General features: G+C 49.1%; 19 protein-coding genes. 8 read left to right on the top strand and 11 right to left on the bottom strand.

Annotated features, from left to right (window positions below; all coding sequences use genetic code 11):
- The first annotated feature begins 10 nt into the window (after positions 1–10).
- The 6 genes from QEZ41_RS02760 to QEZ41_RS02735 all read left to right on the top strand — a co-directional run bounded on the left by QEZ41_RS02760 (position 11) and on the right by QEZ41_RS02735 (position 6,424).
- Positions 11–1,189, top strand: a complete 1,179-nt coding sequence (locus tag QEZ41_RS02760) for a vWA domain-containing protein (RefSeq protein WP_289409857.1) — start codon at positions 11–13, stop codon at positions 1,187–1,189.
- A 189-nt stretch (positions 1,190–1,378) separates the two neighbouring features.
- Entirely contained in the window at positions 1,379–2,371 is a 993-nt protein-coding gene (locus QEZ41_RS02755) for a sulfate ABC transporter substrate-binding protein (RefSeq protein ID WP_289409856.1), read from the top strand.
- 316 nt (positions 2,372–2,687) lie between these two features.
- Positions 2,688–3,842, top strand: coding sequence for a GGDEF domain-containing protein (locus QEZ41_RS02750; RefSeq protein ID WP_289409855.1), 1,155 nt, complete (start codon positions 2,688–2,690; stop codon positions 3,840–3,842).
- 4 nt (positions 3,843–3,846) lie between these two features.
- Positions 3,847–4,185: a 3-phosphoglycerate kinase gene (locus QEZ41_RS02745; RefSeq protein ID WP_289409854.1), complete on the top strand. Its 339-nt coding sequence runs from the start codon at positions 3,847–3,849 to the stop codon at positions 4,183–4,185.
- Positions 4,186–4,632, top strand: a complete 447-nt coding sequence (locus tag QEZ41_RS02740) for a YcgN family cysteine cluster protein (RefSeq protein WP_289409853.1) — start codon at positions 4,186–4,188, stop codon at positions 4,630–4,632.
- Positions 4,633–4,801: 169 nt separating this feature from the next.
- Positions 4,802–6,424 carry a response regulator gene (locus tag QEZ41_RS02735; RefSeq protein ID WP_289409852.1) on the top strand — a complete coding sequence of 541 codons (1,623 nt, stop codon included), beginning with the start codon at positions 4,802–4,804 and terminating at the stop codon, positions 6,422–6,424.
- Positions 6,425–6,453: 29 nt separating this feature from the next.
- On the opposite strand, the gene QEZ41_RS02730 is transcribed toward QEZ41_RS02735, so the two are convergent.
- The 4 genes from QEZ41_RS02730 to QEZ41_RS02715 are packed head-to-tail and all read right to left on the bottom strand — an operon-like array spanning position 6,454 to position 10,133.
- A complete protein-coding gene (locus tag QEZ41_RS02730) occupies positions 6,454–7,173 on the bottom strand; it encodes an ABC transporter ATP-binding protein (protein WP_289409851.1) in 720 nt (239 codons plus the stop codon).
- Positions 7,174–7,177: 4 nt separating this feature from the next.
- The gene (locus QEZ41_RS02725; RefSeq protein WP_289409850.1) at positions 7,178–8,380 is read right to left on the bottom strand and encodes an ABC transporter permease; all 1,203 of its coding nucleotides are present in this window, start codon (positions 8,378–8,380) and stop codon (positions 7,178–7,180) included.
- Positions 8,377–9,525: an efflux RND transporter periplasmic adaptor subunit gene (locus tag QEZ41_RS02720; RefSeq protein ID WP_289409849.1), complete on the bottom strand. Its 1,149-nt coding sequence runs from the start codon at positions 9,523–9,525 to the stop codon at positions 8,377–8,379. The genes QEZ41_RS02725 and QEZ41_RS02720 overlap by 4 nt, the downstream gene beginning before the upstream one ends.
- A 2-nt stretch (positions 9,526–9,527) precedes the next feature.
- On the bottom strand, positions 9,528–10,133 hold the full coding sequence (locus tag QEZ41_RS02715) for a TetR/AcrR family transcriptional regulator (RefSeq protein WP_289409848.1): 606 nt from the start codon (positions 10,131–10,133) through the stop codon (positions 9,528–9,530).
- Positions 10,134–10,298: 165 nt separating this feature from the next.
- Between QEZ41_RS02715 and QEZ41_RS02710 the strand changes: the two genes are divergently transcribed.
- A complete protein-coding gene (locus QEZ41_RS02710; protein ID WP_289409847.1) occupies positions 10,299–10,562 on the top strand; it encodes a hypothetical protein in 264 nt (87 codons plus the stop codon).
- On the top strand, positions 10,534–11,154 hold the full coding sequence (locus tag QEZ41_RS02705; protein ID WP_289409846.1) for a conjugal transfer protein TraG N-terminal domain-containing protein: 621 nt from the start codon (positions 10,534–10,536) through the stop codon (positions 11,152–11,154). The genes QEZ41_RS02710 and QEZ41_RS02705 overlap by 29 nt, the downstream gene beginning before the upstream one ends.
- 53 nt (positions 11,155–11,207) lie before the next feature.
- On the opposite strand, the gene QEZ41_RS02700 is transcribed toward QEZ41_RS02705, so the two are convergent.
- The 7 genes from QEZ41_RS02700 to QEZ41_RS02670 all read right to left on the bottom strand — a co-directional run bounded on the left by QEZ41_RS02700 (position 11,208) and on the right by QEZ41_RS02670 (position 18,878).
- On the bottom strand, positions 11,208–11,609 hold the full coding sequence (locus QEZ41_RS02700; RefSeq protein ID WP_289409845.1) for a hypothetical protein: 402 nt from the start codon (positions 11,607–11,609) through the stop codon (positions 11,208–11,210).
- Positions 11,610–11,765: 156 nt separating this feature from the next.
- Complete coding sequence (locus tag QEZ41_RS02695; protein WP_289409844.1) at positions 11,766–12,074, bottom strand: type II toxin-antitoxin system RelE/ParE family toxin; 309 nt, start codon at positions 12,072–12,074, stop codon at positions 11,766–11,768.
- 3 nt (positions 12,075–12,077) lie between these two features.
- Complete coding sequence (relB, locus tag QEZ41_RS02690) at positions 12,078–12,521, bottom strand: type II toxin-antitoxin system RelB family antitoxin (protein ID WP_289409843.1); 444 nt, start codon at positions 12,519–12,521, stop codon at positions 12,078–12,080.
- Positions 12,522–12,846: 325 nt separating this feature from the next.
- Positions 12,847–14,097 (bottom strand): lytic murein transglycosylase, encoded by a 1,251-nt coding sequence (locus QEZ41_RS02685; RefSeq protein ID WP_289409842.1) that lies wholly within the window; start codon positions 14,095–14,097, stop codon positions 12,847–12,849.
- Positions 14,098–14,266: 169 nt separating this feature from the next.
- Positions 14,267–15,931: an energy-dependent translational throttle protein EttA gene (ettA, locus tag QEZ41_RS02680; protein ID WP_289409841.1), complete on the bottom strand. Its 1,665-nt coding sequence runs from the start codon at positions 15,929–15,931 to the stop codon at positions 14,267–14,269.
- Positions 15,932–16,068: 137 nt separating this feature from the next.
- The gene (locus QEZ41_RS02675; protein ID WP_289409840.1) at positions 16,069–18,204 is read right to left on the bottom strand and encodes a putative bifunctional diguanylate cyclase/phosphodiesterase; all 2,136 of its coding nucleotides are present in this window, start codon (positions 18,202–18,204) and stop codon (positions 16,069–16,071) included.
- On the bottom strand, positions 18,201–18,878 hold the full coding sequence (locus tag QEZ41_RS02670; protein ID WP_289409839.1) for a histidine phosphatase family protein: 678 nt from the start codon (positions 18,876–18,878) through the stop codon (positions 18,201–18,203). Before QEZ41_RS02670 ends, QEZ41_RS02675 begins: the two co-directional genes overlap by 4 nt.
- Between the last annotated feature and the right edge of the window lie 54 nt (positions 18,879–18,932).

Raw genomic sequence — 18,932 nt, 5'->3', positions numbered from 1 at the left:
GGGCATCGCTATGCTGTTGAATTTGTTTAGTGAATTACGCGCGGCGCGTGTACCGGTCTCGCTGCGTGAGTTGTTGGATTTGATTGCTGCGCTGGAAAAAAATATCGTCTTTGCCGATATGGATGAGTTTTATTACTTGGCGCGCGCTATTTTGGTCAAGGATGAACGCCACTTCGATAAATTCGACCGCGCGTTTGCTGCGTATTTTGAGGGGCTGGAAAACCTCAATGAACATATTGAAGCGCTGATTCCCGAAGAGTGGTTACGTCAAGAGTTCCTACGCTCGTTAAGTGCCGAGGAGCGTGAGCAAATCAAATCCTTAGGTGGGCTGGATAAGCTCATCGAGACCTTTAAGCAGCGTTTAGAAGAACAGCAAAAGCGTCATAGCGGCGGCAGTAAATGGATTGGCACGGGCGGGACCAGTCCGTTTGGCTCAGGGGGTTATAATCCGGAAGGTATTCGCGTGGGCGATGCCGGCGAGCGCCAAGGCCGTGCGGTTAAAGTATGGGATAAACGCGAGTTTAAAGATCTGGATGATCAGGTGGAGCTGGGCACGCGTAACATTAAAATGGCGCTGCGCCGTTTACGCCAGTTTGCTCGCACAGGTGCCGCCGATGAGTTGGATTTGCCCAGCACCATCAAACAAACCGCGCGCGATGGCGGCCTGCTGAATATTCAAATGCGCCCTGAGCGGCGTAACACCGTTAAGTTGCTGGTGCTCTTTGATATCGGCGGTTCCATGGATGCCCATATTCAAGTCTGTGAAGAGTTGTTTTCCGCCTGTAAGGCCGAATTTAAGCATCTGGAATACTACTATTTTCATAATTATGTGTATGAATCGTTATGGAAAAACAATGCACGTCGCTATCAAGAAAGCACGCCCACCCATGAGGTGCTCAATACCTACGGGCAAGATTACAAGGTGATTTTTGTCGGTGATGCAGCCATGGCGCCTTATGAGGTAACCCATATCGGCGGCAGTGTTGAGCATTGGAATAAAGAAGCCGGCTATGTCTGGATGCAGCGGTTTTTGGAGAAATTCGACAAGCTGGTCTGGCTTAACCCCTATCCCAAACAGCACTGGCAGTACACTCAGTCCACCCAGATTATCCGCCAGCAACTGGAAAATCAGATGTATCCCATGACGCTCGAAGGGATTGAGCAGGCGATGCGTTATTTGGCGACATAACAAAGCGCTGAATAATTACCTGCGTTGTCAGTACCTCCATAGATGTGTGGGTGGGTTGGTTATATCAAAATCACTTTTTATTCTTTTACAGTCTATCTCGGAGCGCCTAGACTTTAACGCAATCAGCTTAAGCTCGATTGCCACTCAGCTTGGCTATGTTGTTTTCACTTACTATCTGGAGTTCAAGTCATGAAACGTATTTCACTGGCTATTTTTATGCTTGCTATTAGCCTGAGCACTGCGCTCAGTGCTGCCCCGTTGTTGAACGTTTCTTATGATGTAATGCGTGATTTTTATAAGGAGTTTAACCCAGCGTTCCAAAAACATTGGCAGGCGCAGGGCAATAAGCCTGTGCAAATTCAAATGTCCCACGGAGCGTCCAGCAAACAGGCGCGTTCCGTGATTGACGGTTTGTTGGCCGATGTGATTACCATGAATATGGCCACTGACATCAGCGCGCTCTACCAGCACGGCAAACTAATTCCCGAAGACTGGGCGCAGCGCTTGCCCAACAATAGCGCGCCTTTTACTTCAGCCACGGTATTGATTGTGCGCGCAGGCAACCCGAAGAATATCCATGACTGGTCGGATTTGGTTAAAGAAGGTGTTGAGGTGATTGTGCCCAACCCTAAAACCTCGGGTAATGGCCGCTATACCTACTTGTCCGCTTGGGCCTACGTGTTGCAGCAGGGCGGTAGCGAGCAGGACGCCAAAGACTTTGTAGCCAAGCTGTTTAAGCAAGTCCCTATTATGAATACCGGCGGGCGCGCAGCGACCAGTACCTTTATACAAAACCAAATCGGTGATGTGTTGATTACCTTTGAAAACGAAGCCGAGATGATTGCGCGTGAATTCGGTCGCGGTGGTTTCGAGGTGATTTACCCCAGTGTAAGCGCCGAAGCTGAGCCGCCGGTTACTGTGGTGGATAAAGTGGTTGATCGCAAAGGCACACGTGAGTTGGCGCAGGCGTATCTTGAGTACCTTTGGTCCGATGAAGCGCAGCGCATCGCCGCGAAAAACTTTCTCAGACCACGTAACCAAGAAATCTTAGCTGAGTATGCCGATCGTTTTCCGCCAGTAGATTTTATTAACGTAGAGGATACGTTTGGTAATTGGGCAGACATTCAAAGCACGCATTTTAATGATGGCGGTGTGTTCGACCAGATTTATACCGTGCAATAGAGTAGAACTTTAGTCGCCAAGGACGGCTAGTGACTGCGAGTTAATTGATCTAAATAAAGAATTCAACAGTGGGTTAAGCGCAGACTGCAAACCCAATGACATGATGTGCAACTGTATCTATGCAGGGTATATTATTTTTTTTGCATTTAAGGAAGCGCTGAACAGCGCGCTGACAACACAGGTAACTATTTAGTGTTTCCTTAATATTCCTGCAGGCGGTTACAGTTAAGGAAGTTCTCAACAAATCTCAATGCTGAGTGCTTCTTTTGTTCACTCTTGTGTTCTGAATACGATTTAAATTAAAAGTAGTCATACAATGCCAAGATTTTTAGCTAAGCTTTCTAAAAGGTTAACCTCGTTGCTGCCGCCTGAGCTGGAATTGCGAGAGCTGTGGTACCTATTAAGCTCGCGTAACCACTCTCTGTTGTTAAACCGCCGTCGCGCGACAATGATCGTTAATCGTGTGCGTCTATTTGCGTTCTTATTTGCAGTGCTTACGCCGCTGTGGAGCGTGATCGATTTTATCGTTTTTGATTCACCGCTCTGGATTTATCTAGCCATCATTCGTGTGTTAGCCAGCGTGGCTTTTTTTGGTTTGTTTTTTGCGTATCAAGCGCCGGGGCGGCTGTTAGATGCCTACCGCTCTATGGCGCTCTTGTTTACGGTGCCCACCGTGTTTTACATCGCCTCGCACCTGCTCATCTCTGATCAATCGCTAGATAATATTTCCGCCTCACTGGCAACCGGCTATGCATTTTTACCTTTCGTGTTGATGGCAGGCCTAGCTTTATTCCCCTTAACACTTAAAGAAAATGCCTTGGTGTCTGCGGTTATTATTTTTGCGCAAGGCTTGGTGGGTGTGATGAATTGGAGCACGCTCAATTGGCCATCTTTTATGGGTGGTTTTTGGTTGTTGATTTTAATTTCTGCCGTGGTAGCGTTAGCCAGTCTTAGTCAGTTAGCCTTTATGATCGCTTTGGTTCGTCAGGTTATGCGTGATCCCTTAACGGGCGCCATTACCCGTGGCAGTGGTGAAGAACTGTTAGGCTTCTTTTGGAGTCGCTCCAGTAGACGTGGTTGCTCGTTGTCGATGGCGTTTTTTGATTTGGACCACTTTAAGCAGATCAACGACAACTATGGGCATGAGGCGGGCGATCAGGTGTTGCGTAACTTTGCGAAATTTATTGCAGACAGTAAACGCGCTACAGATGTGTTATTGCGTTGGGGTGGAGAAGAGTTTTTATTATTGATGCCCGATACCAGCTTGGCTGATGCCAAAGTTATGCTCAAACGCCTGCAAGAAAAAGGCTTTGGTGTGCGACCGGACGGTAATCCACTTACCGCCAGCATTGGCCTTGCTGAGCGTCAACACGATAACCTGTTTTCCGTGCAGGATCTGCTAGAACTGGCTGATCAGCGCATGTATGAAGCGAAAGAGCAGGGCCGTAATCGTATTATTACAGTGAGTTAAGTGCGTGCATTATTTAAGTAAAATAACATTATTTTTGGTTGCTGCTTTACTGTCATCAGTGGTGATGGCTTTTCCTTTTGAAGTGAAAGAACAGCTTAACGGCCTGCATATATCCATAGAAACCATGGATTTGGGTGATAACTTAGCAGCCGTGAGCCTGTATAATTATGGTGAACAAGAGGCGCAATGCAGCGTACGCTTTAAGGGTGGCCCACAAGCGCCACGTCTGCGTAAAGCGCGCGTGGCTGTTCAAGAAAGAGTCAATCTGACAGCCAGCTTCAGTAATCAAATTATTCGTATGCGTGTGCAAGTTACTTGCCGCGCTGTTAAGCAAGGAAACTAGATGGCTGCCATAGTAAAACCCTTCTGGCAATATAAAACACTGGCGCAAATGACGTCCGAAGAATGGGATTCCCTCTGCGATGGGTGTGGGCTGTGCTGCTTGCAAAAGCTAGAAGATCAGGATGATGGTAGTCTTTACTACACCCGAATTGCATGCAAATTATTAGACTTAGGCACAGCGCGCTGTAGCGACTACAGTAATCGTCAGAACATTGTTCCTGAGTGTATTGCTTTAACACCTGACAATCTTGCCGCGCTGACATGGCTACCCAAAACCTGCGCTTACCGCTTATTACACGAAAAAAAGCCTTTGCCTGCTTGGCATCATTTAGTATGTGGTGATGTGAATGCCGTGCATGCGGCTGGAATTTCACAGCTTGATAATATGCTCAGCGAGCTGGATGTGGCTGAAGAAGACTGGGAGAAAAACCTCATTTTTCGTGCTTGATAACACAACACCCTCATGTGTTAAGTGAGGGTGAAATGAGATTGTTTGAGCAGAATACAGCGTTAATACGTGCTAGCATTCCTGCCAAGATAAATTAAGCACAATCAAGCCAAGGGCGTCAGTGAGACGAGCCCAGTGAGCAAGGAGTGTGCAGGAGCAGGACACTATAATGACTGAAGTGCAAACCGATAACGCTGAGCGTATTAAGCAGCATTTTGCTGTTCGGGTTATTAATGAAGCACGTATCATTTTGGAAGTGTGGCAAAAAGCACAAACCCAGGAATGGACCAAGCAAGAGGCTGAAACCATGTTGGCAGCAGCTGAGCGTTTGCAAAAATACGCAGAACGCTTTGAACAGCAAGCCCACGCCAATATTGCCGCTGATCTGCTTAGCTGTTTAGGCAAAATTAACGAACAACGTGGCCGCCTGACGACTGAGCGTATTGAGGAAATGACAGCCTTGATGCAAGCGCTCACGCAAACTGGGCTGCGTCAGGACGATCAAAACGCTGCAGGGTTTGTGGTGCCAATTTTGCGTCGGCCCTTGTACATAGCCTTATCTAGCCTCACTCAGGCGCAGCACTTATCGACACAGTTAAATTTTTTTGGTGTACAGTCTGAAACTTTCTCTGACGCGCAGGCGTTTAAGCAAGCAGTTAACGAGCGCCGTCCCCCGGTTATAATTTTGGACGTTGATTTTTTCGGACCTGAGCAGGGGTTAACACTCGCGCAAAGCATTCAGAACGATCCCGAAGTAGCGATTCCAATTTTATTCTACAGCCAGCATGATGCCGATGCCTTGGTGCGTTTGGCGGCTGTGCGTGCCGGTGGCGAAGGATTCATTGTCGGCGAGCTGGAAATTTCTGAACTTTTGGAATTGGTGGAAAGTTTTTCTCGCACCAGCCATTTTGATCCGTATCGCGTGCTAGTTGTCGATGACTCGAAAGCGCAGTCTACCTTTACCGAACGCACCCTAAATGGTGCAGCGATTATTACCCGTTCTGTGAATGACCCTACGTTGGCGTTAGCGCAAATGATGGAGTTTGCTCCCGACCTGATCATTCTAGACATGTATATGCCGCAATGCTCTGGCCCTGAGCTGGCTAAGGTTATTCGTCAGAGTGAGCGTTTTGTGGGTATGCCCATCATTTATTTGTCGGGTGAAGAAGACTTAGGCAAACAGCTTAATGCCATGAGTCAGGGTGCTGACGATTTTTTAACCAAGCCCGTTATGCCGCATCATTTGATCGCCACCGTAAGAAACAGAGCCATACGCGCGCGCAATCTTAAAGCCAGAATGGTGCGTGACAGTCTAACTGGGCTCTACAGCCATACACATATTTTGCAATTGCTGGATGATGCCTGCGCTCGCGCGCTAAAAAATGGACAACCGTTAAGTTTTGTCATGCTGGATATTGACCACTTTAAAAAGGTTAACGACACCTACGGCCACCCAATGGGTGATAAGGTGATTAAAAGTTTGGCGCTTTATCTGAAGCAACGCCTACGTAAAACCGATCATATTGGACGTTATGGCGGCGAAGAGTTTGCGCTGGTGCTGCCCAACACCAATGCAGAAAATGCGGCGAAAGTGGTGGATGAAATCAGGCAAAGGTTTTCTGAAATTAGCTACCCAGCGCAGCCGCAGGATCTAAGCTGTGCGTTTAGTGCGGGGGTCGCACAATTTGCTGAAGGCTTAGATGCAATGAAGTTAGCCAACTTGGCTGATCAAGCTTTGTATGTGGCCAAACACAAGGGTCGTAATCAGGTTGCTATAGCCGAACAGCCCTAAGCGTACCTTTTCTATCCTTAAGTGTGCGCTCAGGTTTTTTCTAAAAAAGACCTTCCTTCACCTTGCTCCTCATAAGTCACACCGTCGCGTATATGGTACAAACGCTTAAAGGTGGGAATGATCTTGTCATCGTGCGTCACCACAATCACCGCGGTTTTATAGTCACGCGCTATCTCGTTAAGCGTCTTAATAACGGTTAGGGCGCGCACGCTATCCAGCGCCGCGGTAGGCTCGTCAGCTAAGATTACCGGCGGGCGGTTGATGAGGCCGCGGGCAATCGCAATACGTTGCTGCTCGCCCCCAGATAGGCGTGATGGCAGCGCATGAGCGCGATGCTCTACTTGCAATACAGTCAATAAATCTAATGCTAACTGGCGCGCTTCCTTGTTGTTTTTTCCGGCCAACATGGGCAGTAGCGCCACGTTATCCAGCGTGGTTAAAAAAGGAATTAAGTAGGGTGATTGGAAGACAAAACCAATCTTATCGCGGCGTAATGCGCGCAAATCAGAGATTTTCCACGCATTGTCATAAATCAGTTGATCGCCAATATGCATTTGCCCAGCACTGGGTTCGATGATTGCACCAAGGCACTTGAGTAGCGTGCTTTTGCCTGAGCCGGACGGGCCGATCAGACCGACCACTTCACCTGGCGCTATTTGCATATTGATCTGCTTCAGAGCATGAACAGCGGTGTCGCCGCGGCCAAAGGTCTTGCTCAACCCTGAAATTTGAATGCCATACTGCTGCATAGTGTTAGCCTCCCACCGCATCGGCTGGATCGACACGCAGTGCTGCATAAATCGCGACAAAACTCGCCAATACACACATACACAGCACCGCGATTAATCCCGTCACTGTATCTTGAGTGATTAACAGCACGTATTTAGGAAAGAAAGGTGCCCATACGGTGGCAGAGATTTTGCCGACTACAAAACCGATCACGCCTAAGGCCAAAGCTTGTTGGATAATCATTGATACGATGGTGATGTTTTGTGTGCCAATCAGCTTTAGTACGGCAATTTCACGAATTTTACCCATGGTCAGGGTGTAAATGATAAAGGCAACAATGGCCGCGCTGACCAGCGCCAAGATCACTAAAAACATCAGGATTTGTCGTGCTGAAGTCGCGATCAGCTTGCCGACTAAAATGTCTTCCATTTGTTCGCGGTCGTAGACTTGCAAGCGTAACCAGCGGCGTATGTCTTGCACGACCTGCTTAGGTTCAGCCTGCGCGTTGAGCTGTACCAGCACGGCGTTGACTTGGGTGTTGCTTTCCTGCAGTTCCAGCACAGCATCCAGCACCTCAGGGTTGCGCGGGTTATTAAGCACTGGATTTTGTTTGATGCGGCGGCGATTTTGCACGATGGCATCATTGCTTTTCAGGAACTGCGCTTGTTGCGCATCCTGCAAGGGAATAAAGATCATGGGATCGCCGCTGGATGACACCATGCGTCGGGTTAAACCAACGATAAGATAGGTGTTACGGCGGATTTGAATGTGCTCACCCAGTTTAAAACCACTGGCAATATCAGCCACGGCCTCATAATGGTTTTTGCTAACTTGTCGTCCGGCTAATAACGTCAGTGGCCAGCCTGCCGAGCCAGGACCAGTGTTGGCAATACCTGTAACCAAGGCGCGGGTGTCACTGCCAGCATGGGCAACCTGCATGGTTAAGTAGGTGACATTGGTGGCGCTGGCGACACCGGGAATATTGACTACTGCGCGCCACGTATCGTCAGGCAAGCTAGAGGGCTCTGCGTAGGGGCCAAGGGTGTCTTTTTGTACGACCCATAAATCAGCGGAGCTGTTATCCAGCAGCACTTGTGCGTCATCGACCATGCCGCGATAGACACCAGCCATGGTCAGAGTGACACCAATCAACAAGCCTAAACCCACGCCGGTGAACACAAACTTGCCCCAAGCATGCAGAATGTCGCGTCCGGCAAGGCTAATCATGGTGTTTCGGTCAGTTGCTGAACGGGCTTGATACGACTGTTTGCGCGCAAAGGTTTGCTGCTATAGAGCACAACCTGCTGACCGGCGCTGAGCCCAGAGAGAATCTGCACATTGCCAGCTAAGTCGCTACGACCCAAGGTGACGGGCTGAAATACAAGCTGCTGATTTTCAATGCGCCACACGCCCAGTTGCCCATCCTGGCGAATAATAGCAGCGTTAATAACCACTGGAGTTTTGGCGAGCTGGGGTAGTTGCACCGTTACTTCCGCAAGCTCGCCAATACTCGGAGAAGGATCGGGTTGTTGCTGAAACATCACCTTAGCGCGCCGCTCTTCAGTGACCGTATCGGCCAGCCACTCTAAGCGTGCGACATAGCCTGAGTGAGGATGTAACTCTTGCGAGCGTAAAATAATCTGTGCAAACTGCTGCTCTGCCAAACCCATGGAGCCGGCTTGATCAAAGCGCACATCAATCCAAAGCTGCTGGGGGTCGATTAGCTCAAAGACGGTTTGCCCTGCCAGCACAGTGTCGCCCGGGTCAACATGACGAGCGATAATCAAACCTGAGACAGGTGCGCGCAGTAAGCGATCTTCGCGTACTGCTTCTAGGGCTAATAATTCAGCCTGTGCGCGCGCTAAGTCGCTGGCAGCGCTGTGTGCTTGGCTGCGTGCACGCGTCCATTCATGCTGTTTGGCAGCCGCTATTTCCTCGCTGATAGAGCGCGAAGGCAGCAATTTGTTATAGCGTTGCGCCTGTTTTTGAGTGTAATCCAGATGGGCTTGCGCTTCAGTCAGCTGTGCTTGACTTCGCTGTAGCAGAGCCGCTTGCGCATTGATTTTCTCATCAAGATCAACCACATCGATAACACCTAAAATATCTCCTGCGGCCACACGATCACCAACATCAGCATTAAGCGTAGTAGCGCGGCCTAGGGTGTTACTGGCGACACGGTAAGTGTGGCGTGCAGCGACAGTACCTATACCGAACAAAGCGGGTTGCAGATTTTGCTCCTGTACCTCAGTAACGACGATTTTCACTTTCGCCAGAGGGCCAGAACTGAGCAATACCCAGATAAAAGCAGCGGTAAGCACAATGACGGTGACGAATACCGCGAGCAGTTTTTTTTGTTTAAAAAAAGCGGGCATGATTAACGAGCCTCAATGGCGCGCTGATACAGCACAAAGCTGTCTGCAGCAGCCTGTTTAATAGTGCGGTTGCTACCCAGCAAAATGCTTTGCACAACCAGGCCCTGAATATTGCCAATAAATAATAATGCCGCCGCCTCAACATCAAGCTGCGCATAAAATTCACGCTCTTGTTTGCCAAGCTCTAGCGTCTGCTCTAGGCGCTGTTGGTATTGGCTGAGCAAGGTGGTGACGAGTTTTTTGGCTGCCGTATTTTCCTTGCGTTGTAACTCGCTAAACAGCAAACGCGGCACGCCGGGATGCTCACTAATAAACTGAATGTGCGTCATAAATGTCGCTTGTAATGCGGCTAATGCTGTTGTTTGACCTTGCATGGCTTTATCAACACGCGCCATTAAGCGCTTGGCAACCCAACTCATGACCGACTCTAAAATGGCATCTTTGTTAGCAAAGTGCCGAAACAATGAGCCTTGGGTGACGCTCATGTGCTTAGCAATGGCGGCTGTGGTGATCTCGCTTGGGTTTTGTTGCGCGGCCAGCTCGATAACCGCCTCGACAGTAACGGCACGGCGCTCATCGGCGGGCAGGTATTTGCTTGCTGGTTGCATAACTAAGCCTAAAAAGAAAGTAATTTATTACTATCTTTGCAAGTGATGACGATGCTTTGCAATACAAAAAACAGTGATTTTGTTAGAAATTGATTAAAAACAATTTCAGTTTTATCAGTTGATTCATGCTTCGCGTAGCAAAGCAGTTTACACGCAGCCGTTCGCTTGGCACAGCTCCTGTGGGAGCTTACATTTTCCAAGTTCCCCGACATTTTTTACAGCCGGTCAGATTTTTTCTACACCCTTAAATGCGAAGAGCCGGTTTTCTCTGCGCAGCAGGTCTTGCAATGGCGCCTAGCCGAACAAGGATTTTTTCTGCAGCTGGAGCGTAATGAGGCCAGTATTCAACAGCAGCACAATGTTTCGATTGAAGCAGTGTTTGCTGATGAGTTGATGTTGGGTGAGGCGGAGCCGCGCGCTTGGCAATGAACGAGATAAGGCTGAAGCACAAGTGCAGGCCATGCGATCAGCATTACCGATGTTTCAGGCAATAGCCTACATGGTGCTGGTGATTTCTATACCTATTGTCCTAGTGCTGAGTGGGTATTCGTTTGGAGCATTGTTTCAGCTGTCATTCGGGATGTTCACCATTCACTTCCTGACGTTTTTCTGGGAACTGTCGCGCTGGTTGGATTCTAAACTGCTGGCAGGGCTGTACATGAACCAAGGCGTGGGTGCTGTTGCAACACGGATGATGCCTTGGACAGATCATGGCGCGGCATACTGGATGTCGGACTTTGTACTGTGGGGAACGTTGATTGCGATGCCAATGCTTTTTCTAGCATTTATGGCCTGGGCTGGTATGCAGATAAACAGCGCGTTAACTTTGGGTACCGCTGCTGGGATGATGGGCGGTATAGGTGCAGCATCTGGTATAGGCTTCGGCAAGGAGGTTGGCGGTGCTGCTGATGCTGCCAACAGAGCTGGGGGCGCAGCGGTGCGAGCCGGTGCTCGCGCTGCCAGCAGACATCCGAAAGTACGAGCAGCTAGAGCAGCAGCTCAGGCTATCAAAAACAGGTAGGCATAGAAGAATCTAACTATCCCAAAAAAGCCTGCTTTTTAGCAGGCTTTTTATTAATTTCTACGTCCGTGTAGTTCTTCCCAGGTTTTACTTACGTGCCAACCAGGCCCATTTGCTAGAAATGGGTCTTGTGTAGGATCGTAATGAACACTGGACGGATCTTCGTGAGCATATAAATCTCCGACCCAATTTCCGAGCCCATCTTCATGCAGCTCACCGTCCTTGCTTTTTTGACCTGAACTCGTAAGCATAAAATAAATAAATGCAGCAAAAGCTATCAGGCCAGCCAGCATCAAGCCAATGCTAAGCAGCAGTGCCCAGGTCAGGATGCTGACGACAATCTTTGGCAGTCTAAGGGCGGTGAACAATCCACTCACCTTCGCCTTGGTGGTTCGAGCGACACCAAGCACCATCTGCCCGTACCCCGCATTTTGAGCTTCAAATATACGTTCCATTGTAGTGTCTCCAACCTTCAAAAAATATGCATAAAAAACCTTATATGCCACAAACTTAATGTACACCCTCGCTAGGGTCAACCGCTTTCATCTCAATTTTGCAAACCGTCTTGCTGGGTCGTACAGAGGCCTGAGTCCTTAGCTATCTAATGGCAATCACGGCATCTGTTGCGCGGCGTGTTTCACTCGCAAAACTTCAACGGTACGGGATTCATCGAGCACCCGGTAAAAAATGATGTAGTTCTTGTGTGCCACCAATTCCCGCAACCAGCTGGGTAAGCCGGGGCGGCCCGAGCGGCCCGTGCCGGGGAACTCTGCAAGCTGCCTTGTCTTATCGCGCAGCTCCTTACCAAACTTCTTGGCATTGGCTGGACTGTCCTGGGCGATATAGTCAATGATGTTGTCTAAATCGGCTTCAGCAATGGGTCGCCAGATAACGCTGTAAGGTTTTTCTGATTTCGCCATAAGTTACTCGTCTGCCGCCATGTGGCGGGCAATACGGGCATCCATCCGGGCCATGACCTCGTCATGCGGGATGCTTGGCCGAGAATCATCAATAGCTTCCTGGATCTCGACTGCCAACCACTGATTATAAGCTGCGGCTTCGTGCGCTTCGCGCATGGCGTCCGCACGGTTCTGCCTACTTCGGCTCATGTCCTTCTGATCGGGGTTCCAGTCGGTGGCGTCAATCTGGATAACGTCAATACCGACGCCGCGCAACACAATCAGTGCCGAAGTGGGATTGCCAAAGCGACGCGGTTCGGTAGTCCGCGCTTTCACTAGCATGGCGTCTTGACCGCTGCGCGTAGCGATTTCAACAAAGAAGCCTCCACCCTGTCCTTTCAGAGTTACACCTGTCACGCCTCCGGCTCCGACCGTGGCACGTAGTTGCTCTACTGTCATGCTTTGCATGATGCACCTCTTTTATCAAAAAACGTGAACACTGGTCATCAGTATGCATAACTGATAGAACACGTGCAATGTTTTTAGTATCCCAATACGGCCGTTTTATAATTTTTCAGGATAGCTAAAGAGTTGCCAAGAGGTGGGGAAAGGCAGGCCATGCGATCAGCACTGCCGTTGTTTAAGAAGCTGGGATAAAAAGCCTGTACAGTTTGAACGGCTGAAGCCCTGTATCTGATTGGAATTGGAGTTTTTGTCAGCTGGCATGGCTTCATGCTCGATACCCACCTAAGTAAAAGACAGGATAAGCCCAAACAGCTAGGTAGCATGAAACCTATTGTGCGTTACTTACTTCCCGCACTTTTTCTAATAAGCGCGTAGAGGGGTAGCCATCAGCGGGCAGGTCGTGATTGAGTTGAAACTCACGAATGGCCTTTCTGGAGTTAGCACCTATGATTCCGTCGGCTTTGCCTAGCTCTAAGCCCAACTGGTTAAGCAGGTTTTGTAATTCAATCCGCTCAGTACGCGTCAAAGGCACTTCATCCTGTGGCCAGCGGTGCAGTGAAAAAAGCTCGCCTTGCAAACTATTGGCTAACAAGCCAACTGCCAACGCATAGGAGGTAGCGTGGTTGTATTTAAGGATGCTGCGAAAGTTATCCAGTTGAATAAAGGCGGGACCGCGGTAGCCGGCGGGCAGGAAAATACTGGCACGCATGGTGAGTTCTTCCTGAGAAAGCACCTTTTCCTTACGCAGACTCACACCAAGATTAAGCCAGTCTTGTACGGTTTTTTGTTGGTAGCCGTCGGCGCTGTCATATTCAAACAGTGTGGGCAGCTTAACTTCATACCCCCACGTTTGCTCTGTTTGCCAGCCGGAGCGTTTCAGGTAATTAGCCGCTGAAGCCAAAGCATCTGCGGGGGACTGCCAAATATCGCGGCGGCCGTCGCCATCAAAATCAACTGCATACTCTAAGAAGGTGGTGGGCATAAACTGCGTTTGCCCCATCGCGCCCGCCCATGAGCCACGCATGTTTTCCGGTGCTATATCGCCACTTTGGATAATCCGCAGGGCAGCAATGAGTTGCTGCTCCCAAAACTCGGCGCGTCGACCTTGAAAGGCTAAAGTAGCCAGAGAGCGAACAATGTTTTTATCACCCATTTGTTGACCGAAGTTACTTTCCAAACCCCAGATAGCCACTAAAACATGACGATCAACTGAATATTCTTTTTCAATAGCATCTAAAGTGCGTCTGTGTTCGGCCAGCAGCGCTTTACCGCGAGCAACGCGCCAAGAAGAAATAGCAGACTCTAAGTATTGCCAAACAGGGCGTACATGCTCAGGTTGGTTTTCATCTGATTTTATAATGGGCAGATCGGGCGTCATCTGGCTGAAAGCACGCTCAAGGACAGGTAACGAGATGCCTTGTTTGAGGGCTTTTTTCTTAAAGTATAGCTGCCAGTCACTAAAACTGGTTTTTGCAGCACGTGTGTTTGTTTCAGCAGGAGTCGTCGCACCGGCATAGCTGGGTAACAGCTGGACGCATACACCGAGAAACAGGGATAATAAAAAACGATGGGTCAGCATGACAGTACTCGAAAAAGAAGTCATTAAAAGTCTAGCATGTTTAAACAATGGCATGCACTTTGTGCGTAAAGCAGCTAGGTATAACGGCTAAAGGGTTTTGCTCCGTGCTAATAAAAAAAGACTCGACATAGGTGTCGAGTCTTTTGCGGGTTAGTTTGCAGTTTAGGCGTTAAGCTAGACGCTTATAGCGAACACGCTTAGGTTGCGCTGCTGCCTCGCCTAAACGCTGCTTACGATCCTCTTCAAACTCAGTGTAGTTACCGGTGAAAAATTGTACCGCGCCATCGTCCTCATAGGACAGAATATGCGTAGCAATACGGTCAAGGAACCAGCGATCATGGGAAATAACCATGGCTGAGCCGGGGAAATCGAGCAAGGCTTCTTCCAAAGCACGTAGGGTTTCTACGTCTAGGTCGTTCGATGGCTCATCGAGCAGTAAAAAGTTGCCGCCCTGTTTGAGGGTTAGCGCTAAGTGCAAACGACCCCGCTCACCACCGGACAGATCTTTGACGAACTTTTGTTGGTCCGCGCCTTTAAAGTTAAAGCGTCCAACATAACCACGCGATGAGAACTCATGGGTGCCAACACGAATCACGTCCGAACCGTCAGAGACCTGCTCCCACACCGTTTTATTGCCATCTAAGTTATCGCGGTGTTGATCAACGCTGGCAACCTGAACTGTGTCGCCGAGAACAATTTCTCCAGAGTCTGGCTGCTCTTGGCCGGTAATCATACGGAAGAGGGTGGACTTACCCGCTCCGTTACCACCGATCACGCCAACAATAGCGCCTTTAGGCACACTGAAGGTAAGGTCGTCGATAAGAATGCGGTCGCCATAGCTTTTGCGAACGCCATTCACCTCCAGCACCTTGTCGCCTAAGCGTGGGCCTGCTGGGATATAGATCTCGTTTGTTTCACTGCGCTTTTGGAATTCTTGCGATTGCAGCTCTTCAAAACGCGCCATACGGGCTTTGGATTTGGTCTGCCGACCTTTAGCTCCTTGGCGTACCCACTCAAGTTCTGCTTTCATTGCTTTGTTGTGTGAAGCCTCGTGCTTAGACTCTTGTGCTAAACGTGCTGCTTTTGCTTCAAGCCACTGCGAGTAGTTGCCCTCAAACGGAATACCTTGGCCACGGTCGAGCTCTAAAATCCAGCCCGCCACGTTATCAAGGAAGTAACGGTCGTGCGTAATAGCTACGACAGTGCCGGGGAAATCATGCAGAAAACGCTCAAGCCAAGCCACCGAGTCCGCATCCAAGTGGTTGGTCGGCTCATCCAATAACAGCATATCTGGCGCTGATAACAAGAGACGGCACAGGGCAACACGGCGCTTCTCACCACCGGAAAGATGCTCGATTTTGGCATCCCAGGCGGGCAGGCGTAGCGCATCGGCGGCGACTTCCAGCTGGCGCTCAAGGTTGTGACCGTCAGCGGATTGCAAAATAGCTTCTAGTTTGGCTTGTTCGGTCGCCAGCGCATCAAAGTCAGCGTCAGGCTCAGCGTAGGAGGCATAGACTTCATCAAGACGTTGCTGCGCATCGGTGATTTCTTGCACAGCTTCTTCAACGATATCGCGGACTGTTTTTTGTGGATCGAGCTGTGGCTCTTGCGGCAAATAACCGATTTTAATCCCCGGCATGGGGCGGGCTTCACCGTTAAACTCTGTATCCACACCGGCCATAATACGCAACAAGGTGGATTTCCCCGCGCCATTAAGACCCAGTACGCCAATCTTTGCGCCCGGAAAAAACGACAGGGAAATATCTTTTAAAATTTCACGCTTTGGTGGAACTACTTTGCCAAGGCGATGCATGGTAAACACGTACTGGGACATAAATAACCTGACAGTTAAGAAGAGAACAGCGGGAAAGCTTCCCGCCAGCATGTTGCGCTGTATTGTAATCAAAAAAAGGGGGAAGTGCAGTGGCGCTTGATTGAATGTTAATGTGTGGAGCGGCTGTTTGCGCTGGATTAGCCAAGTAACGCTTCTAAGTCATCGATTGGAATAGGGCGGCTATACAGATAACCCTGATAAAAATAGCAGCCGTGTTTGAGTAAAAATTCTTGTTGCTCTTGGGTTTCAACACCTTCGGCAATGACTTCTAATTCCAGCGCCTGACCCATGGCGATAATGGTTTGTACTATGGCGGCATCGTTTTTATCGGTGGTGATATCCCGCGCAAAGGATTGTTCGATTTTTAGCTGGTCTAATGGCAGGCGTTTAAGGTATTTCAGCGATGAATAACCCGTGCCGAAATCATCAATCGAGAAGCGTATACCAAGCTTACGCAGGTCTTCCATTTTTAAAATGGTGCTTTCCACATCCTCTAGTACCATGCTTTCTGTTAACTCAAGCTTAAGCCGTTTGGGATTGGCACTAGTGGTGGTCAAAGCTCTGCGTACCTGTTCGACAAAGTTAGTTTGGCGAAACTGTTTGGCACTGACGTTCACCGCAACACTCAGCAGCGCACGTGCTGGATTTTGTTCCCACGAATGTAGTTGATGGCAGGCGGTTTCCAGCACCCATTGTCCTATAGGTAAAATTAAGTCGGAGGCTTCGGCTAACGGAATAAACTCCGCTGGAGAAACCATGCCGCGAGCGGGATGATGCCAGCGTAACAAGGCTTCTACACCCACAGGTTGCGCTTGTGCATCAACTTGCAGCTGGTAATACAGTTGCAATTGTTGATTGGCTAGCGCTTGGCGTAAATCAGTTTCCAGCTGGAGGCGTTCCTGTTGCTGTGCCTGTACTTGCGCATTGTAATAGCGCAGCTGGCCACGCCCTGATGCTTTAGCGCGATACATTGCCGCTTCGGCTTCTTGTAGTGGGGCGGCTAAGTCTTGCAAGCTTTTGTCAAAAAACGTTACACCCACACTAGCAGTTAGAAAATAGACTTGCTCATTAATAAGTAGCAACTTGGCCAGATTGTCTTTAATTATTTCATATAGCAGGGTGATTTTTCTGGCAGCTTGATCGGGGTTGCTACTGATACCCGGCAATAAAATAGCAAACGCATTGCTGCCAATACGCGCCACAGTATCTGCATCTGTAATCAGCTCACTTAAACGCTCGCCGGCCGTTAGCAGTACTTGGTCGCCCACGTCATAACCTTGGATTTCGTTGATGTTTTTAAAGTCATCAATATCTAAAACCAATAACGCGGCGTTTTGTTGATAGCGTTTACAGCTATTTAGGGCTTGTTGCAGGCGCTCATTGAGTAATCGGCGATTGGGTAGATTGGTTAGCGGGTCATAAAAAGCTAACTGAAAAGCTTGCTCTTCAGCGGCGTGCTGACGCTCCAGTGCATGACGAAAGTCCAGTAATTTGGCGGCAATTTGCTGGATATCTCCGCGTGCGGTGCGTTGCAAAGCTTCAATACGGGGCAGCGGGATGTTGCTTTCTTTACTGCGTGCTAGGGTAGTTAAACCTTTAGCAATATCCAATAAATCACGGCTAGCACGGCGTGATAAATACTGAGTAAAGCCAAACAATAAGAGCAGTGCACCCAGGCTTAAAATGAACAAGCGTGTAGCGAGTAGGCTAAAGGTTTCTGCTTGTTCTTTGTTACGTAGCTGCGCACGTTCGGCCAGTAAGAACTCAATGCGGCTGGTGAAAATTGAAAAATCCAAGTAATGACGCTGTGCTTGTTGCAAGAAGCTGTTGGCGATTTGTGGGTCAACGGCCAAAACGTCAGTGGACATAATGACAAAGCGTTGATATTCGGCAAATGCATTTTGCAAACCTTGGGCGCTGCCATGATTGGCATCTAAAACCAACTCAGAGGTTGAGAGCTGTTTGACCACATGGGACAGGCTATCGAGTTCGTTGACGATGGTGCTGTGAATGCGATAGAGCTGCAGCTCGTTAAGCTCTGCGCTAATCGCGCCGTCCATCGCTACGTTCATGCGTTTTTGTATGATGCCAAGACGACGGGAAAACTCAGCCGCATCAGCAATCACGCCTAAATCATGGTGCTGTTCTAAATCAGCTCGGTCATGCTGGCGTTCAAGTCTAGAAAGACTGGTATAGAGCACTGCTACCGCGACTATCAGTATGAGAGTTAGCGGCAGTAAAAGTAATAGTTTAAGACTACTAATGGCTTTCATTCGAGCTCGAGTTCTTGTAGTAGCGCGGGCCAATGGTTGGGTTCAATGCTGGCGATGTAGGCAAAGCCTTGTGCGCCTAAGGGACGGAAAATAATCATAGTACTCTCTGGGGGCAGGTAGTCCATGATTTCCGCAATATTAGGACCATGGGCAACCACGATACGATTATAACCCTGCTCCTCTACGGGCTTGGATATCCATTCGCGCGTGCGCTTTACGGCGGGTTGCTTTTCCGCATCTGGCATGGCGGCGGTATAGCGCAAAGCTATATCTACCTTAATGTGCTCGCCAAACACACGTTTGGCACTTTCTTTTGCGCGACAGAAGGGACTACTGATTACGGTACGGTAAGGAATCTGTAATTTGGCAAAGCTTATTCCTATCTGATCCAATAACTGGCGACCTGCATCCGATAGGGGACGCTGGCTGTCACAGTCATCTAGGTTAACCGGAATCATGTCAGGAAAACGCGGGTCGGTGCGTCCATGGCGCATATAAATTACCAGTCCGCCTTGTTTCAGTAGTTGTATGTGTGCGGCTGTGGCTGCTACCGCATGAAAGCTCGATGGCGCGGGAACATCGGTTTCTGCTGCGGCTAAGCTAGAGGCAATGATGCAGCTAACAAAGAAAGTTTTAATTCGAAAGACAGCGCATTGGTTGAATATGAGTTTCATTTTTATTCCGCGAGCAAGTAAGGAGATAGTTATAGGTGTCAGTATAATATGATG

This window comes from Thiopseudomonas acetoxidans (assembly GCF_030362935.1).
Classification (GTDB): Bacteria; Pseudomonadota; Gammaproteobacteria; order Pseudomonadales; family Pseudomonadaceae; genus Thiopseudomonas; species Thiopseudomonas acetoxidans.
This window is presented reverse-complemented; position numbering and strand designations above follow the sequence as displayed.

What these genes read in the sequence shown, in the direction of transcription:
- relB (WP_289409843.1), bottom strand. Translation starts at nt 12,521, where the DNA reads ATGCAAAGCATGACAGTAGAGCAACTACGTGCCACGGTCGGAGCCGGA.
- QEZ41_RS02725 (WP_289409850.1), bottom strand. Translation starts at nt 8,380, where the DNA reads ATGATTAGCCTTGCCGGACGCGACATTCTGCATGCTTGGGGCAAGTTT.
- QEZ41_RS02735 (WP_289409852.1), top strand. Translation starts at nt 4,802, where the DNA reads ATGACTGAAGTGCAAACCGATAACGCTGAGCGTATTAAGCAGCATTTT.
- QEZ41_RS02755 (WP_289409856.1), top strand. Translation starts at nt 1,379, where the DNA reads ATGAAACGTATTTCACTGGCTATTTTTATGCTTGCTATTAGCCTGAGC.
- QEZ41_RS02750 (WP_289409855.1), top strand. Translation starts at nt 2,688, where the DNA reads ATGCCAAGATTTTTAGCTAAGCTTTCTAAAAGGTTAACCTCGTTGCTG.
- QEZ41_RS02700 (WP_289409845.1), bottom strand. Translation starts at nt 11,609, where the DNA reads ATGGAACGTATATTTGAAGCTCAAAATGCGGGGTACGGGCAGATGGTG.
- QEZ41_RS02740 (WP_289409853.1), top strand. Translation starts at nt 4,186, where the DNA reads ATGGCTGCCATAGTAAAACCCTTCTGGCAATATAAAACACTGGCGCAA.
- QEZ41_RS02695 (WP_289409844.1), bottom strand. Translation starts at nt 12,074, where the DNA reads ATGGCGAAATCAGAAAAACCTTACAGCGTTATCTGGCGACCCATTGCT.
- QEZ41_RS02670 (WP_289409839.1), bottom strand. Translation starts at nt 18,878, where the DNA reads ATGAAACTCATATTCAACCAATGCGCTGTCTTTCGAATTAAAACTTTC.
- ettA (WP_289409841.1), bottom strand. Translation starts at nt 15,931, where the DNA reads ATGTCCCAGTACGTGTTTACCATGCATCGCCTTGGCAAAGTAGTTCCA.
- QEZ41_RS02715 (WP_289409848.1), bottom strand. Translation starts at nt 10,133, where the DNA reads ATGCAACCAGCAAGCAAATACCTGCCCGCCGATGAGCGCCGTGCCGTT.
- QEZ41_RS02730 (WP_289409851.1), bottom strand. Translation starts at nt 7,173, where the DNA reads ATGCAGCAGTATGGCATTCAAATTTCAGGGTTGAGCAAGACCTTTGGC.
- QEZ41_RS02760 (WP_289409857.1), top strand. Translation starts at nt 11, where the DNA reads ATGCTGTTGAATTTGTTTAGTGAATTACGCGCGGCGCGTGTACCGGTC.
- QEZ41_RS02675 (WP_289409840.1), bottom strand. Translation starts at nt 18,204, where the DNA reads ATGAAAGCCATTAGTAGTCTTAAACTATTACTTTTACTGCCGCTAACT.
- QEZ41_RS02685 (WP_289409842.1), bottom strand. Translation starts at nt 14,097, where the DNA reads ATGCTGACCCATCGTTTTTTATTATCCCTGTTTCTCGGTGTATGCGTC.
- QEZ41_RS02720 (WP_289409849.1), bottom strand. Translation starts at nt 9,525, where the DNA reads ATGCCCGCTTTTTTTAAACAAAAAAAACTGCTCGCGGTATTCGTCACC.